Raw genomic sequence first — 15,181 nt, 5'->3', positions numbered from 1 at the left:
TTTTTTCAAGTTTTGACTTCGTTCTCGGCAAGTTTCGAACTTTTCCGACCGCCGCTCAAAGAGCAGCTTAGTTAGTTTACCAAACTCAAGGCGTTTTGTCAAGAACTTTTTTCAGCTTCCGGAGAAGCTTTTTGTTCTCGCCGTATCCGCTTTTCCGCTTGGCCGCCGCCTCAAAAGACAGCTTAGTTAGAATACCATAATCGAACCAGCTTGTCAACATTTTTCGCGCTTTTTCCGGTCTCTTTTTGATATTTCTTTGAAAACACCCATAAACAGGATGTTTCTCTATTTTATTCTTCTGTAACTTCCCTGTCAATTGCCTTTTCAGCCAAAAAAACCGGCTGTTTTCTGATGAAACAGCCGGTTTTTTGCTATATCGCTTATTTTTGCTTCAGCAACTCTGCGAGCAGCATAACCTTGTCCACATTTCCCTCAATCGCCAGCTTGCCTTCTGCAATCGCTACTTGCGGAATTAACTTTCCGGAGACGATTTTTTCAACATTTGTCAGCGTGCCCGACACCTGTGCATCACGGTCTATGTATTCATATGGCATGACAGAAAGCACGCCATTGAGAATCTCCACGTAAAACACACCTGTTACTTTACCTGTCAAGTTGAACTGGACAGCCACCTTTCCCTCTGCTTCGCTGATATCAGCGTGGCTCAGCTTGGTGTAAATTTTCCCAATCAGTTGATCTACGGTCATATAAAGGACCCCCTTAGACTGAATTTCTTATCTAATATTATAAATCCTTTTTGAAAAATTGCAACCGTATTTTCCCACTTTATTCCATATTTTTAATATTTGTGGGTCTGTCAGGTCTTTTTTACAAATTTAGTGCCGCACTGCGGACAAGTAATATTAATTTTTCCGCGGCCACGCGGAACACGCAGACGCTTTTTGCACTGCGGACACTTATAAAAGCGATGGGTCTTTCGATCCGTAAAACGCAGCTTTACATCGCTGAACCAACGCTTGACAGGCGCCCAATACTGCAAAAATTTCTGGTTTTCTAGATACCGCGCCTGGATATTGCGCGAGAACATGCGGAAATAAATCAGAATCAGCAGGGCTGTTGCCATCAGGGCGAACAAGTACCATCCCGTTATCCAACGCAGCATCATGAGCAGCAACGTCAGCACGAGCAGCGCATTATTCAGCTGATCCCCGCCATAGCGCCCCATCATCAGACGGCGCAAATAGTTCATCATGCAAGTTCATCCTTTCCGGCATGCTCGAAAATCAGTTCTAATACCTCTTCTTTTCCCAAACCCTTTTCAGCCGAAAATGGAATAACCGGGACTTCATGCGGGAGCAGAAGGGTCTGACGGATGACTGCAAGATTGCCTTCAATCTGGCTTTTCTTGATTTTATCCAGCTTATTTGCAATAATGACCCACGGTCTATTGGACGCACGGAACCAATCCGCCATGATAACATCATCGCGCGTCGGTTTATGACGGATATCGACAATTTGGATGCCAAGCGTCAACAAGTTCATCGCAAAATAGGTTTCCATCAGCATGCCCCAACGCTTTTGCTCAACTTTGGACACACGTGCATAACCGTACCCCGGCAAATCAACAAAATAGGCCTGCTGATCGATTGAGAAATAGTTGATGTGAATTGTCTTACCGGGCTGCGCGCTGACACGGGCAAAGTTCTTGCGATTGAGCAGCTTATTGATAACGGACGATTTGCCGACGTTGGACTTCCCTGCAAATACGATTTGCGGCATGTCATCTATCGGAAAATCCTCTTCTTTTACCGCGGAGCGGATGAATTCTGCGTTATGCAGATTGAGCATTTTGCAGCTCCTCTCATTTTTATTGTACAACCACCGCCGCGTCTGTCCCGCTGTGCGGCGTGACGACCGGTGTGGCTTTGGCTAACTTCTTCTTCGGACGGCGGGTAAAATCAATGGCCGCTGCCATGACCGTATCCATATGCTCGGCAATCACGAAACTCAGATTGTCGCGCACAACAGGTTCAATCTCACTCAAATCCGCTTCATTGTCCTTCGGAACGACCACGGTCTTGATACCGGCACGATAAGCCGCCATCGTTTTTTCCTTCAGTCCTCCGATTGGCAGCACGCGGCCGCGCAAGGTGACTTCCCCCGTCATCGCCACATCATGCCTAACCGGAGCGCCGGTCAACGCGGAAATCAGCGCTGTAGTAATTGTAACACCGGCAGACGGACCGTCCTTCGGAATTGCGGCTTCGGGGAAGTGAATGTGCAAATCATTATCCTTATAGAACATCGGATCGATGCCGAGTTCCTTTGCGCGCGAGCGAACGAATGTCACCGCTGCCTTTGCACTTTCCTGCATGACCGTACCCAGATTACCGGTGACCTCTATTTTTCCCGTACCGGGCACAACGGCCACTTCAGCCTGCAGCATCTCACCGCCGACGCTGGTCCATGCCAAGCCGTTGACAATACCGACTTCGTCCTTCTTGGCAACGACGTCTTCCTTGAAGTGCGCAACACCCAGCAGGCTCTCCAAGTTCTTTTCGGTCACACTGAGCTTTACCGCGCCGTCTGCAATCTGTTTGGCGGCCTTGCGGCACAGCTTTGCCAAGAGTTGCTCCAACCGGCGCACGCCGGCTTCACGGGTATAACCGACGATCACCGCTCGGAGCGTCTTGTCGCTAACGGTGAACTGAGTTTTCTTTAGCCCGTGCTTTTCCATCTGCTTAGGCAGCAGATGTTTTTTTGCGATTTGGACTTTTTCCTCTTCGGTATAAGAGGAAAGCTCAATCACCTCCATGCGGTCGAGCAGCGGGCGCGGTACCGTCGAAAGGTCGTTGGCCGTTGTTAAAAACAGCACATCCGACAAATCAAACGGTAGTTCCACGTAGTGATCGCGGAATGCTACATTCTGTTCGGTATCGAGCACTTCCAACATGGCTGCCGACGGATCTCCGCGGAAATCACTTCCCATCTTGTCAATCTCGTCAAGCAATATCAAAGGATTTGAGGTGCCTGCACGACGCAACGCATCAATAATGCGTCCCGGCATCGCGCCGATGTAAGTCTTACGATGACCTCGAATATCTGCTTCATCGCGAACGCCGCCCAGCGACAGGCGCGCGTATTCACGACCCATGGACTCCGCAATCGACTTTGCAATCGAGGTTTTGCCCACACCGGGAGGGCCGACCAGACAAATCACCTGCCCCTTAAGCGTGGGGGCAAGCGATTTCACAGCCAGAAACTCCAATATACGCTCCTTGACCTTGGTCAAGCCATAGTGATCGCGCTCCAGAATTGCCTGCGCGGCGTTCAAATTAATCTTCTCAGCGCTCTTGGTTTTCCACGGCAGTTCCAAGACGGTGTCCAGATATGTACGGGAAACGCTGGATTCCGCAGCCGCGCCGCTCATCTTCGCAAAGCGGTCGACCTCCTTGAGAAGTTTGTCCTCGCACTCCTTGCTGAGCTCCAAATCCAACACACGCGTGCGGTACTTTTCTGCCTCCGCCGTAATGTCATCCTCGCCCAATTCGGTCTGAATCACCTTGATTTGTTCGCGGAGATAGTACTCACGCTGATTTTTGTCGATTTGGCTTTTAAGTTCATCTTGAATCTCGGTCTCGATTTTGAGAATCTCCGTTTCCTCACCAAGTAGACGAATCATCATTGTCAACCGGCGCGTTACATTGAGTTCCTCTAAAATCTCCTGCTTCGCTTCCGTGTCAATCGAAAGATTCTGCGCAATGTAGTCCGCCAGATATCCCGGCGTGCCGCCTGCGGCAACTGTCAGCTCGACATCGCTCGACACGCGCGACGCGTACTGCACGTACTCGGCAAAACGCTCCTGCGCTGTGCGAACAAGTGCCTGTGCACGGCGTTCAGTCACGTACAAAGCAAAATCTTCAAGCTGCTCAACCTCGGCATACATGCAGTCTTCATCGTTTTTCGGCTTGACGAACTGATGTGCAAGCGCACGGCTGCGTCCTTCGACCAGCACGCGGATGTTGTCGCCCGGCAGGCGCAGAATCTGCTTAATCACGCAAATCGTGCCCAACTGATATAGATCGCCAGGTGCCGGCGAATCGGTTTTGAGTTCACGCTGTGCCGTCAAAAAAATGACCTGACCATTTTTCATAGCAGCTTCCAGCGCGTGGATCGAAAGCGAGCGGCCCACATCAAAATGGATCAGCATTTCAGGAAAGGCGACCAAGCCGCGCAGTGGCAATACCGGCAGCAAGCGAAGCGTCTTTTCGTTATTTTCCATCATTGTTTCTTCTCCTAAAGGACAGGAATACTGTTTGTTATGCTAAGTATAGTCTATTTGACGGCCTTTGGCAAGCGGTAAAGCCTGTGTATAAAGCAAAACGCAGGCGAAACTGTACGTCCCGCCCACGTCCGATTTATGCATTATGCACTTTTCAGGCACTTTTTCCCGACGATAGCTTGTTCGCTGCACGAACGCCATGTTCAAGAATCGGGCCGCCTTCCCCCGCGACCACGTCGCGCGTAAGAGTCACCTTGGTGACCGTTTCGTCCGACGGAATCTGGAACATGATATCGGTCATCACCGATTCCAACACCCCGCGCAGTCCGCGGGCACCGGTTTTGCGCGCAAGCGCAGTCTTGGCCACCTCGGTCAGTGCGTCCGGCTGGAACACCAGTTCTACACCATCCATCTCAAACAGGGTCTGATATTGTTTCACCAGTGCGTTCTTGGGCTCTTGCAGAATGCGCACCAGCGCATCCTGATCGAGCGTGTCCAACGAAACAATCGCCGGCAGTCGGCCAATCAGCTCCGGAATCAGGCCGAACTTCATCAAATCGTGCGGCTCAATCCGCGCGAGCAGACGATCGCTCATATCCTCCTGCTTGCTGTGCACCTCCGCGCCAAAGCCAAGTCCCTGTTTGCCCGTGCGCTTTTGGATAATGCCTTCAATACCGTCAAAGGCGCCGCCGCAAATGAACAGAATATTGGTGGTATCAATTTGAATGAAATCCTGATGCGGGTGCTTTCGTCCGCCCTGCGGCGGAACGTTGGCCGTCGTGCCCTCAAGCATCTTGAGCAATGCCTGCTGCACGCCTTCGCCCGACACATCGCGCGTAATGGACGGATTTTCGCTCTTGCGGGCAATTTTATCAATCTCATCCACGTAAATGATACCATGCTCCGCCAGTTCCACATCAAAATCAGCGGCCTGAATCAAGCGGAGGAGGATGTTTTCAACATCCTCGCCCACATAACCGGCTTCGGTCAGCGTGGTTGCATCTGCAATGGCGAAGGGTACCTTGAGGGTCTTCGCCAATGTCTGCGCAAGCAGGGTCTTACCCGAGCCGGAAGGGCCGAGCATCAGAATATTGCTCTTCTGCAGTTCCACTTCGGTGTCCGGATTATAAATGCGCTTGTAATGGTTGTACACCGCTACCGAAAGCGCAACCTTTGCACGGTTCTGCCCGATGACATACTCATCCAGCACGGCCTTCAGTTCCTGCGGAGTCGGCAGGTGCTCCGGCTCAATTGCAGCCTCATCCTCGCGCAGCGAGGGCGCAAAATCCAACTCATCATCAAGGATGCTGGTGCATACACCAATGCATTCGTCACAGATATACACGCCCGGACCCGCAATCAACTTGCGCACGCGGCTTTGCGGCTTGCCGCAAAAGGAGCATTTCAGTGTTTTATCGTCATCAAAATTCGGCATGTTGCACCTCTATCCTAGAAATTGCGATGTTTCAATGTTTATCGAACACCTTGTCGACCAGTCCATACTCCATGGCCTGCTGTGCGGACATGAAATTGTCGCGATCGGTATCACGCTCGACCACTTCGAGCGGTTTTCCGGTATTTTCAGCCATGATGCGGTTGAGTTTATCGCGCGTTTTCAAAATCCACTCTGTATGAATCTTCATATCCGACGCCTGACCCTTCGCGCCGCCCATCGGCTGATGGATCATGATTTCGGCGTTGGGCAGCGCATAACGCTTGCCCTTCGCGCCCGAGCACAGCAGGAACGCGCCCATAGACGCGGCCATGCCGATGCAAATGGTCGAAACATCGCACTTAATGTAGTTCATGGTGTCATAAATCGCCATACCTGCGGTCACCGAGCCGCCGGGGCTGTTGATATAGAAGCTGATATCCTTATCGGGATCCTGCGCTTCCAAATACAGCAGCTGTGCAACAATCAGCGACGCGGTCACATCGTTGACCTCCTCGCCGAGCATCACGATGCGGTCGTTGAGCAGACGGGAATAAATGTCATACGAACGTTCGCCGCGGCCGGTCTGTTCGATGACCATTGGGACTAAACTCACAGATCAAGACTCCTCTCAGTCAAAAGGAAATGATAACTTACTCGTTTTCGGCGTCGTCTTCGTCCGCCTTTTTCTTAGCGGCCTTCTTCTTCGCCTTGGCATTGTCGGTCAGGAACTTGAGTGCAGCATTGATCTTCAGATCGTCAGCCAGTGCATCTGCATTGACAGCCTGCTTAATCTTATCAACTTCCATGCCATACTGCTCTGCCATTTTAGCATACTCATCGTCGATTTCCTTGTCGGAAACTGCGATGTTTTCCAGTTCTGCAATCTTCTGCAGTGCCAGACGGACCTTTACCTGACGCTCTGCCTGCTCACGGAACAGGTTGCGGAACGAGGCCATGTCCATATTGTTCATCTGCAGGTACTGCTCAAGCTGCATGCCCTGCATCTGGATGCGGTAACCGAAGTCCTGCACCACAGCGTCGAGCTGGTTCTCAAACATTGCCTGCGGAATGTCAGCCTTCATGTTTTCGAGTACGACATCCAGTACCTTCTCCTCGAACTCACGGTCGGCAGCGGTCTGGCGCTCGCCCTTCAGACGATCGGTGATTTCCTTCTTCAGGTCCTCAAGGCTCTCGCAGGTCTCAGATACGTCCTTCGCGAACTCGTCGTCTATTTCGGGCAGGATGGTCTCCTCTACCTTGTGCACCTTGCACTTGAAAACAGCTTCCTTGCCAGCCAGCTCAGCCGCATGATACTCTGCCGGGAACGTTACGATAACATCCTTCTCTTCGCCGGCCTTGCAGCCGATCAGCTGATCCTCAAAGCCGGGGATAAAGCTGCCGGAGCCCAAGGTCAGCTCGTGATGCTCTGCCTTGCCGCCGTCAAATGCAACGCCGTCAACAAAGCCTTCAAAGTCGATGTCAACCGTGTCGTTCTTCTTAGCCTTGCGCTCAACCGTCTCGGTGCGCGCGTTGCGCTGCGCCATACGGGTCAGCTCAGCCTTGACGTCGGAAGCGAGAACCTTAACGGTTTCCTTCTCGGCCTCTACGCCCTTGTACTCGCCCATTTCAACTTCCGGTGCAACCGGGACCTTGGCGATAATGGTAACGCCGCCGTTCTCGGGCATCTCGCCGAGGTCGACGTCGGCACGGCCAACCGGCTCAATGCCGGCTTCCTTAACAGCCATATCCATTGCATCCGGGTAAACGATATTGAGTGCATCTTCAAAGAAAACGCCCTCGCCATAGAGCTTCTCAATCATCTTGCGGGGCGCCTTGCCCTTGCGGAAACCGGGCACGGTGATGCTCTTGCCGGCCTTTTTGAATGCCTTATCCTTGGCGGTCTCAAATTCTTCCGCAGTGATCTCAATGGTCAGCGCAACGACGCTGTGCTCAAGCTTTTCAGTCTTTTTCAGTTCCATGTTGTTGACTCCTTACTTCAATACTTCGATTGTATCCAATCTATTCTACCAGATAATTTTCCGGATTTCCATACTTATTTCTATTTTTTCAGCAAAACCGGCGCAAAATCCACATGATCTCCCGAAACCAGCCGCCATTCGATTCCTTCGTACACGCCTTCGACTGCGTAGCGCAGGCTGTCCGAATGCAGATGTCCGTACACGCACCGGCTGACGCCGTAGCGTTTGAGCAGCGAAATAATCTCCCCGCAGCGAAACGCCGCATATAGAGGCGGATAGTGCAGAAAGCAGATGATTTCATCAGGATTTCGCTCTTTTCCCAGCTTGAGCGAGGCTTCCAAGCGAAGCAGCTCCCGTTTAAAAATCTTCTCGTTATGCGGATCGGCAAAATCCTCTTCAAACGGCCAGCCGCGCGTACCACAAATCGCCGTGTTTTCGTAGAAAAAGCAGTTGTTATGCAAAAAATCTATGCTGGTCAAGCCGTTTTCCTCAAGAAAACGATGCATTTTAGTCGCAGTCTCCCACCACAAATCGTGATTGCCTTTGAGAATAATCTTCCGGCCGGGTAGACTGTCAATCAGCGCAAAATCCGCACAGGCTTCGCGCAGGCTGATCCCCCAGGAAATGTCGCCACCCAATACCACCGTATCCTCCGGCGAAATCAACGCGCGCCAGTTCTTAACGATTTTGTCGGTATGTCCCTGCCAGCGTCCGCCAAAGATGTCCATAGGTTTTGCGACCGAGGTCGCCAGATGCAAATCGGCGAGCGTAAACAGTGCCATCCTTACAAATCCTTCAGCAGCTCGACCGTGCCGAGAATCTCGGACTTGTCCACCACGCGGTCGAAGCGCGGCGTCTTGCCCGCGAGCGCCGAGAGCGGCGCTGGGGCGGCAACGCCGGTCAGCTGGGTCAGTACGTCCAGCTGGGTCACATCGTCCTGCTCCAACGTGCCGCCAAGCGCTTCAATCACCGCGCGGCAGAACTTAAACGGAGATGCGGTCGACGCAATGACCGTCGGTGTTTTGTCGCAGGTCTGCTTGCGATACATCTCATACACCCGTACGGCGACTGCGGTGTGTGTGTCGGCCAGATAGTGCTCTTCGTCAAACAGGCGCTTGATGGTTTCCGCCGTCTGGGCATCGTCGCAGCAGCCCGCGTCAAAGTCCGCCGTAATCTTTTCGAACAAATCCTTCGCCAGCGCGTAACGGCCTTCCGTACTCAGCTGTCCCATCAATTCCGCTACGACCTTGTCATTCTGCCCCGAAACGAAGAACAGCAAACGTTCCAAGTTAGAAGAGATCAGGATATCCATCGACGGCGAGGTGGTCGTATAGAAATCGCGGTTTTTATCGTAGCTGCCGGACTTCTTAAAGAAATCAGTCAGCACGTTATTGCGGTTTGACGCACAGATGAATTTATTCACCGGCATGCCCATCTGCTTGGCGATATAAGCCGCGAGGATGTTACCGAAGTTGCCGGTCGGCACACAGACGTTAATCGGGTCGCCCATCTTGATTTCACCCGTCGCAATCAGATCGCAATAAGCCGAAATATAGTACGCAATCTGCGGCGCAAGACGTCCCCAGTTGATGGAGTTTGCCGAGGACAGCATCAGGCCGTTTTTGTCGAGGTTGGCACGGGTGGCTTCATCGATGAAAATGCGCTTGACCGCGCTCTGTGCATCGTCGAAGTTGCCGTGAATGGCAACGACCTCAACGTTTTTGCCCGCCTGCGTGGTCATTTGCAGCTTTTGCATCGGAGAGACGCCGTCAACCGGGTAATACACCATAATCTTGGTGCCATCCACATCGGCAAAGCCGTCAAGCGCCGCCTTACCCGTGTCGCCCGAGGTGGCAACCAAAATGCAGGCCGTGCGGGTTTCGCCCGTCTTTTTGAGCGAAGCGGTCAGCAGGTGCGGCAGCATCTGCAGCGCCATATCCTTAAACGCACAGGTCGGGCCATGCCACAGCTCCAGCATATACTTGCCATCCGCAAGCTTTACCATAGGCGCTGTGTTCTTGCCACCAAATTTTTCATCCGCGTAAGCGGCGTCTGCAAAGCTCTTCAGCTCCTCTGCCGTAAAATCGGTCAGGAACTTGCCGAGGACAAAGGCCGACCGGCCCTTGTAGTCCATGTCGCAAAGTGCTTTCCAATCCTCATGAGACAACCGTGGAAATTCGGTCGGACAATACAAACCGCCGTCCGGCGCAATACCGTTCGCAATTGCATAGGCCGCCGAAACCTTTCGGCTTTTGTCTCTTGTGCTTACATATTCCATATGTCAAACCTCCGAAGTGATTTTTTATAACATCCTGTGAATAAACGCAAACGCATTGTCATAAAACAGTCCGTTCACGGTGCTTTCTTTATATCCCTTGCTCAACATCAAATCCGCCAGACGGTAAAGATCGGCCAGACCGTTAATACCGGCAGGCAGCTGCTCGCAGCCATCCAAATCACAGCCGAGCGCCAACACCTTTTCGCCGTACATACCCAGGAAATGCTCGATGTGGTCAAGTGCGTCCTCCAGTACGCTATCGCTCTGGCGCACCAGAAACGGTGTGTACAGGTTGATGCCGACCAGGCCGCGTCGGTTGGCGATTTCGATGAACTGCTTGTCGGTCAGGTTCCTCGGATGATTCCGCATCACACGGGCATCGCTGTGACTTGCAACAAAGGGCGCGTCGATTTCTTCACATACGTCCCAGAATCCCTGATCGGACAGATGGGACACGTCTACAATGATTCCCTTTTCGGCACAGTCTCGCACCAGCGTACGGCCGGCCTCGCTCAGTCCTTCCCCCTGCTCAACGGCGCTGGAGCAGCCATAGCGGCTGCGGTAGTTCCAAGTCAGGGTAATCAGCCGAACTCCCGCGTCATATGCCAAATCCAGCGCATCCTCACGATTCGGCAGCAGCTCCGCGCCTTCGATGGAAAGAAACGCCGCACACTTCTTCTGTCGCACGGCTTCCTCCAAATCGGTAGCCGATTTACAGGGCATAAGCCAGTCGGCATTGTCGGCAAACTCCCGCTGTGCGGTTTCCAACATCCGAAACAAGCGCTCATCTGGCGGCGTATCGAGCAGACACGTCCTACCCATTCTCATCGCAGCGCTCGGCCCGCGTGCGCCGCAGAACAGCGCGAAAAACTGCGCATAATGTTCGTATTTCCCTGCAGCGGCGCGATTGATATGCAAATCGTTTTCCCGCAGGTGTTTTCCGGTCTCAAAGCATTCATATAAGGTATCGCAGTGCAGATCGAAAAGCTTCATGCTATCCTCCAAACGCGTTCTCCAGAAGGTTGACACAGCGCGGCACAGCATCGCCCTCCTCACCGTAAACCTCGATTACATCGAAGCGCGGCTGAAGCGCCGTTGGATGCTGCTGCAGCCACTGCTCGGCGGCAGTCGCCACACGCTGCTGCTTGGCCGCGGTCACATATTCCCGGGCAGCGGCAAACCGATCGTTCCGCCGCGTTTTGACCTCGGCGAATACAATATATTTGCCTTTACGCGCAATAATGTCGATCTCACCGAAACGGGTGCGAAAATTGCACTCCACCACTTGATAACCCTGCTGCTGCAAATAACGCTGTGCCATTTGCTCTCCCCATTCTCCCCGCTTCATCGCGGCGCTCCGGGGTGCTTGGCATAGAACTTTTTGAGAAAGCTCATGCGGTGAATCGGGCACGGACCGTGCACCAACAGCGCTTCGTCATGCACGCGAGTCTCATACCCTTTATGCTTTTCAAAGCCGTATGCCGGATACTGCGCGGCATACTCCCGCATCAGCCGGTCACGCGTCACCTTTGCCAAAATAGATGCCGCCGCGATGGATGGCGCTTTGCCGTCGCCCCCAATAACGCATTCATGCGGAATGCATAGACCTTCCGAGCGGTTGCCGTCAATCAGCGCAAAGTCCGCAGGGACAGCAAGTCCTTCCACCGCGTTTTTCATCGCGAGATAGGTCGCCTGTAAAATATTAATCTTGTCAATCGTCTTTTCGTCGACCAGCGCAACCGACCACGAAATTACCTGTTCGCAAATCACATCATACAGCTTTTCGCGCTTTTTTTCGCTCAGCTTTTTGGAGTCGTTGAGACCCTCAAGCTCGATATGGGGCGGCAGAATGACCGCACCCGCACAGACCGGACCGGCAATCGGTCCCCGGCCAGCCTCGTCCACCCCGCACACAGCGGTGCAGCCGTTTTCCCAACCGTGCGCCTCAAACTCCCATGTCATTCGTATTCCTCCGGCATTTCAAGCGTGATGCGTCCGAGCACACCGCCGCGGAACTCATCGAGCAGCACACGCGCCATGCGTTCGGTATCAATCTCAGCGCCGCGCATGATAAATCCGCGCTTTTTGCCCGCCTGCTGCAGCAGTTCATAACCGAGGAAGTCGCTTTGCTCCGGAATGCTCAAGCCATAGCGGCTGATAATCGTCTCCGGTGCACGTTTCACCAGAATCTCCAGCAGCTTGCACGCAAGGGTTTCCACGTCCAGTATGTCGTCCTTTACCGCACCTGTCGCTGCAAGCAGCAGGCCGACACGTTCATCCTCAAACTTGGGCCACAGAATGCCCGGCGTGTCCAGTAGGTCGATGCCGCCCTGCACGCGGAACCACTGGCTGCCGCGCGTCACGCCCGGTTTGTCGGCCGCCTTGGCAGACTTTCGTCCCAAAATGCGGTTGATAAAGGTTGACTTTCCGACATTGGGGATGCCGACGACCATCACGCGCACTGCTTTGCCGACTTGTCCTTTTTCCGTCCATGCGGCAATCTTATCCGCAATCACCTCACGTGCGGCAGCGGCGAACTGCGCGGTGCCCTGCCCGGAGCGGCTGTCGGTTTCGATGACCGCCATTCCCTTTGCGCGAAAATACTTCGCCCACGCGCGCGTCGCCGCCGGATCGGCCAAATCAATTCGGTTCAGAATCATCACACGCGGCTTGCCCGCGGCGATTTCATCCATATCCGGATTACGGCTGACCTGCGGAATGCGCGCGTCGACCACTTCACATACCACGTCGATATTTTTAATGTGCTCAGCCATCTGACGACGGGTTTTGGTCATATGGCCGGGATACCATTGAATATTCATCGGTTAAGACACAGCTCCAAACTTATTAAACGGATAGATAACGGTCAACACGTGACCGAGAATGTAGCGCTCATCCACCATGCCAAGGGAGGTCAGACGGCTGTCGCTTGACCGGTTGCGGTTATCGCCCATGACAAAGACGCAACCCTCGGGCACTGTCTGCGGGAACACCATATCGCCCTGCTCTACGGTCGGCTCGGCGATATAGGGCTCATCGAGCACCGCGCCGTTGACAATGACCTCACTGGTGGTAAAGTCAATATCAATGGTATCGCCGCCCGTAGCAATAATGCGTTTGACAATTGGCTGGTTGTTGTAAAAGCCCTCTTTATTCAGCACCACGATATCGCCCTTTTCCGGGTGATAATTCAGATTGCTGACCAACATAATGTTGTGATCCCCCAGTGTCGGATACATAGAATGCCCCGAAACACCGATTAAACGCACAAAAAAGGTGAATACCACTACAAAGAATATCAAAACTGTCAGCAGAGATTCACCCCAGCTGAAAAGTTCGCTTGAAAAACGACCCGAGCCCTTTTCGGGCTGTTCGGAGACGGCTGCCTGTTCTTCCTGCATTGCGCATTCCTCCAGATTCAGATAAACATACTATTTTATTATAGCACAGCATTCAAAAAAGGAAAACGTTTTTATTAAATCACGCTTATTTTGTTTCAAAAATAACAAAACGCGCTTCTTTTCGCGCGTTTTTTCCATCAACGTATGCAAGAAGGTTGTATTAGAAAAGCCGACTGCAGGAAGCCCTACACCGTATGCGCGAGGGCGATGTTCCATAAAAAAGCCGCCCCTTTCGGGGCGACCCTTGGAAATGAAGTCATTTATTATGATAAACAGATAACGCGCAAAATACAGTCGAACATTGCCGATGTGGCTGCACAAAAGTCAAACGCTATTTTATACACAATGACCATTGTACTCAGCCGCAGTAGAACGCCGGACGATCGGTCAGCGGAACCGCCTCAATTGCACCGCTCTTCTGGGATTTCAGACAGGAATCCGTCGTGACTGCCGCGCAGTAGCCATCCCACGCCGAGGCTGCAGCCGCGCAATAGGAATCATGTGCACAGGCGTCAACCCAAGCCTGAAACTCTACGTTGTAAGACTCCTCAAAGAATCCCAGTCCGTCCGAGGTCATGCCGAAGGTGTTGCTGTTCTTGGTGCAGACGTTTACGCGGGCATGACGCGGCAGCGTCGCCGTGCCGTCCTCGCACAGAACCTCGCAGCGAATATCGTACGCATACTGGCAGTTGACCCAGATTTCGCAGGTGATAACCATGCCGGAAGAGGTGGTCAGCAGTACAATCTGCGGGTCGTGCAGGTTTTCGTTCTTGGAGTACTTGGTGCACTTTGGGAAGATGACTTGCGCCTTGGTGAAGTAATCTCCGACGAGCCAGCTCATGGTGTCAATTTCGTGGATGGCGGTGCCGGTCACGGCGACAACATCGTCGAACGGCGCCGGGTAATTTGCGTTGCGGTGTGCGCAGTGCGCGACCAACGGCTCGCCCAAGCTGCCGGATACGACCAGTTCCTTCAGTTCCTGATATGCAGGGTCAAAACGGCGGTTGAAGCCCAACTGAATTAAGCGTTTGCCGCCCGCCATTTCTGCGTCTACCACCTTCCGTGCGCCCTCGGCAGATGCAGACAGCGGCTTTTCGCAGAAGATGAATTTCTTCAGGCGCAGGGCTTCCAGACAGAATTCTTCGTGGGTCTTGTCTGCGCTGACAATGACGATTGCATCAACATCAGCGTCATTGATCAGTGCGATGGGGTCGGCAATAAAGCGGACACCTGCATACGGGACGATGACTTCCTTGGCATGCGCCTCGTTCACATCGGATACCGCAGTAACGGTTGCACCCGAAATCTTGTTCATCAGGCGCAGGAAGTGTTGTGTGCCCATTGCACCAACGCCGATAATACCTACTTTTAGCATAAGTAAAAACTCCTTTTATGTGTAGTTGAAAACTGCTGTAACTCAGATATCCTTGCCGGCCTTGAAGTCAGCAACGTTGTCCATGGTCACGAGTGCGGCCTTGGTCTTGGTGTGTGCTTCGAGGGTCTTGCCGTCGAGTACGTCGAGGCAGGCCTGAATCGCGGCTTCTGCCTGCAGATTCGGGTACTGCGCAACAGAGCCGGCCAGTGTGCCTGCTTCAATTGCGGCGATGTCATCGGAGGATGCGTCAAAGTCGAACACCTGCACCTTGCCCGCAAATCCGCCCTGCTCGATTGCCTGAATCGCGCCCTGACCCATCTCGGCGTTGATTGCCCAGACGACATTTACCTCAGGGTTGGAGGACAGCACGTTCTGCATGACATTGAACGCTTCGTTGCGATCGCAGCGTGCGGTCTGGGACGCGACAACCGAGAACGCGTCGCACTGATCCTTAAAGCCGTTGAGGCGGT

General features: G+C 53.0%; 16 protein-coding genes. All 16 read right to left on the bottom strand.

Annotation, left to right across the window (positions count from 1 at the left end):
* Positions 1 to 380 precede the first annotated feature (380 nt).
* Positions 381 to 707 (bottom strand): SCP2 sterol-binding domain-containing protein, encoded by a 327-nt coding sequence (locus QOX26_RS13880; protein WP_283675574.1) that lies wholly within the window; start codon positions 705 to 707, stop codon positions 381 to 383.
* Positions 708 to 817: 110 nt separating this feature from the next.
* Positions 818 to 1,213: a hypothetical protein gene (locus tag QOX26_RS13875; RefSeq protein ID WP_283675573.1), complete on the bottom strand. Its 396-nt coding sequence runs from the start codon at positions 1,211 to 1,213 to the stop codon at positions 818 to 820.
* The gene (yihA, locus tag QOX26_RS13870; protein ID WP_283675572.1) at positions 1,210 to 1,809 is read right to left on the bottom strand and encodes a ribosome biogenesis GTP-binding protein YihA/YsxC; all 600 of its coding nucleotides are present in this window, start codon (positions 1,807 to 1,809) and stop codon (positions 1,210 to 1,212) included. The genes QOX26_RS13875 and yihA overlap by 4 nt, the downstream gene beginning before the upstream one ends.
* A 19-nt stretch (positions 1,810 to 1,828) precedes the next feature.
* The gene (gene lon / locus QOX26_RS13865; protein WP_283675571.1) at positions 1,829 to 4,246 is read right to left on the bottom strand and encodes an endopeptidase La; all 2,418 of its coding nucleotides are present in this window, start codon (positions 4,244 to 4,246) and stop codon (positions 1,829 to 1,831) included.
* A gap of 151 nt (positions 4,247 to 4,397) precedes the next feature.
* Entirely contained in the window at positions 4,398 to 5,678 is a 1,281-nt protein-coding gene (clpX, locus tag QOX26_RS13860; RefSeq protein ID WP_283675570.1) for an ATP-dependent Clp protease ATP-binding subunit ClpX, read from the bottom strand.
* A 31-nt stretch (positions 5,679 to 5,709) separates the two neighbouring features.
* Positions 5,710 to 6,291: an ATP-dependent Clp endopeptidase proteolytic subunit ClpP gene (gene clpP / locus QOX26_RS13855; RefSeq protein WP_283675569.1), complete on the bottom strand. Its 582-nt coding sequence runs from the start codon at positions 6,289 to 6,291 to the stop codon at positions 5,710 to 5,712.
* A 37-nt stretch (positions 6,292 to 6,328) separates the two neighbouring features.
* Complete coding sequence (tig, locus tag QOX26_RS13850) at positions 6,329 to 7,657, bottom strand: trigger factor (protein WP_283675568.1); 1,329 nt, start codon at positions 7,655 to 7,657, stop codon at positions 6,329 to 6,331.
* A gap of 80 nt (positions 7,658 to 7,737) precedes the next feature.
* A complete protein-coding gene (locus QOX26_RS13845) occupies positions 7,738 to 8,439 on the bottom strand; it encodes a metallophosphoesterase (protein WP_283675567.1) in 702 nt (233 codons plus the stop codon).
* Positions 8,440 to 8,441: 2 nt separating this feature from the next.
* A complete protein-coding gene (gene thrC / locus QOX26_RS13840) occupies positions 8,442 to 9,935 on the bottom strand; it encodes a threonine synthase (RefSeq protein ID WP_283675566.1) in 1,494 nt (497 codons plus the stop codon).
* Positions 9,936 to 9,959: 24 nt separating this feature from the next.
* The gene (locus tag QOX26_RS13835) at positions 9,960 to 10,928 is read right to left on the bottom strand and encodes a dipeptidase (RefSeq protein WP_283675565.1); all 969 of its coding nucleotides are present in this window, start codon (positions 10,926 to 10,928) and stop codon (positions 9,960 to 9,962) included.
* Between the two features lies 1 nt (position 10,929).
* Positions 10,930 to 11,283 (bottom strand): YraN family protein, encoded by a 354-nt coding sequence (locus tag QOX26_RS13830; RefSeq protein WP_283675564.1) that lies wholly within the window; start codon positions 11,281 to 11,283, stop codon positions 10,930 to 10,932.
* Positions 11,280 to 11,897, bottom strand: a complete 618-nt coding sequence (locus QOX26_RS13825) for a ribonuclease HII (RefSeq protein WP_283675563.1) — start codon at positions 11,895 to 11,897, stop codon at positions 11,280 to 11,282. Before QOX26_RS13825 ends, QOX26_RS13830 begins: the two co-directional genes overlap by 4 nt.
* Positions 11,894 to 12,757: a ribosome biogenesis GTPase YlqF gene (ylqF, locus tag QOX26_RS13820; protein ID WP_283675562.1), complete on the bottom strand. Its 864-nt coding sequence runs from the start codon at positions 12,755 to 12,757 to the stop codon at positions 11,894 to 11,896. The genes QOX26_RS13825 and ylqF overlap by 4 nt, the downstream gene beginning before the upstream one ends.
* A 3-nt stretch (positions 12,758 to 12,760) precedes the next feature.
* Positions 12,761 to 13,336 carry a signal peptidase I gene (gene lepB, locus QOX26_RS13815; RefSeq protein ID WP_283675561.1) on the bottom strand — a complete coding sequence of 192 codons (576 nt, stop codon included), beginning with the start codon at positions 13,334 to 13,336 and terminating at the stop codon, positions 12,761 to 12,763.
* Between the two features lie 358 nt (positions 13,337 to 13,694).
* Positions 13,695 to 14,711, bottom strand: a complete 1,017-nt coding sequence (locus QOX26_RS13810) for a Gfo/Idh/MocA family protein (protein ID WP_283675560.1) — start codon at positions 14,709 to 14,711, stop codon at positions 13,695 to 13,697.
* A 42-nt stretch (positions 14,712 to 14,753) separates the two neighbouring features.
* A partial coding sequence (locus QOX26_RS13805; RefSeq protein ID WP_283674487.1) for a sugar ABC transporter substrate-binding protein occupies positions 14,754 to 15,181 on the bottom strand: 428 nt, incomplete at its 5' end.

Origin of the sequence: Butyricicoccus sp. Marseille-Q5471 (genome assembly GCF_951230135.1) — a bacterium.
Classification (GTDB): Bacteria; Bacillota; Clostridia; order Oscillospirales; family Butyricicoccaceae; genus Agathobaculum.
The sequence above is the reverse complement of the archived record's forward strand: the minus strand, read 5'-3'. Positions and strand labels throughout refer to the sequence as shown.

Excerpts from the sequence above, each read along its gene's own strand:
- thrC (WP_283675566.1), bottom strand. The coding sequence starts at position 9,935 with ATGGAATATGTAAGCACAAGAGACAAAAGCCGAAAGGTTTCGGCGGCC.
- QOX26_RS13880 (WP_283675574.1), bottom strand. The coding sequence starts at position 707 with ATGACCGTAGATCAACTGATTGGGAAAATTTACACCAAGCTGAGCCAC.
- QOX26_RS13825 (WP_283675563.1), bottom strand. The coding sequence starts at position 11,897 with ATGACATGGGAGTTTGAGGCGCACGGTTGGGAAAACGGCTGCACCGCT.
- QOX26_RS13835 (WP_283675565.1), bottom strand. The coding sequence starts at position 10,928 with ATGAAGCTTTTCGATCTGCACTGCGATACCTTATATGAATGCTTTGAG.
- QOX26_RS13830 (WP_283675564.1), bottom strand. The coding sequence starts at position 11,283 with ATGAAGCGGGGAGAATGGGGAGAGCAAATGGCACAGCGTTATTTGCAG.
- yihA (WP_283675572.1), bottom strand. The coding sequence starts at position 1,809 with ATGCTCAATCTGCATAACGCAGAATTCATCCGCTCCGCGGTAAAAGAA.
- lon (WP_283675571.1), bottom strand. The coding sequence starts at position 4,246 with ATGATGGAAAATAACGAAAAGACGCTTCGCTTGCTGCCGGTATTGCCA.
- ylqF (WP_283675562.1), bottom strand. The coding sequence starts at position 12,757 with ATGAATATTCAATGGTATCCCGGCCATATGACCAAAACCCGTCGTCAG.
- QOX26_RS13845 (WP_283675567.1), bottom strand. The coding sequence starts at position 8,439 with ATGGCACTGTTTACGCTCGCCGATTTGCATCTGGCGACCTCGGTCGCA.
- tig (WP_283675568.1), bottom strand. The coding sequence starts at position 7,657 with ATGGAACTGAAAAAGACTGAAAAGCTTGAGCACAGCGTCGTTGCGCTG.
- QOX26_RS13810 (WP_283675560.1), bottom strand. The coding sequence starts at position 14,711 with ATGCTAAAAGTAGGTATTATCGGCGTTGGTGCAATGGGCACACAACAC.
- QOX26_RS13875 (WP_283675573.1), bottom strand. The coding sequence starts at position 1,213 with ATGATGAACTATTTGCGCCGTCTGATGATGGGGCGCTATGGCGGGGAT.
- clpX (WP_283675570.1), bottom strand. The coding sequence starts at position 5,678 with ATGCCGAATTTTGATGACGATAAAACACTGAAATGCTCCTTTTGCGGC.
- lepB (WP_283675561.1), bottom strand. The coding sequence starts at position 13,336 with ATGCAGGAAGAACAGGCAGCCGTCTCCGAACAGCCCGAAAAGGGCTCG.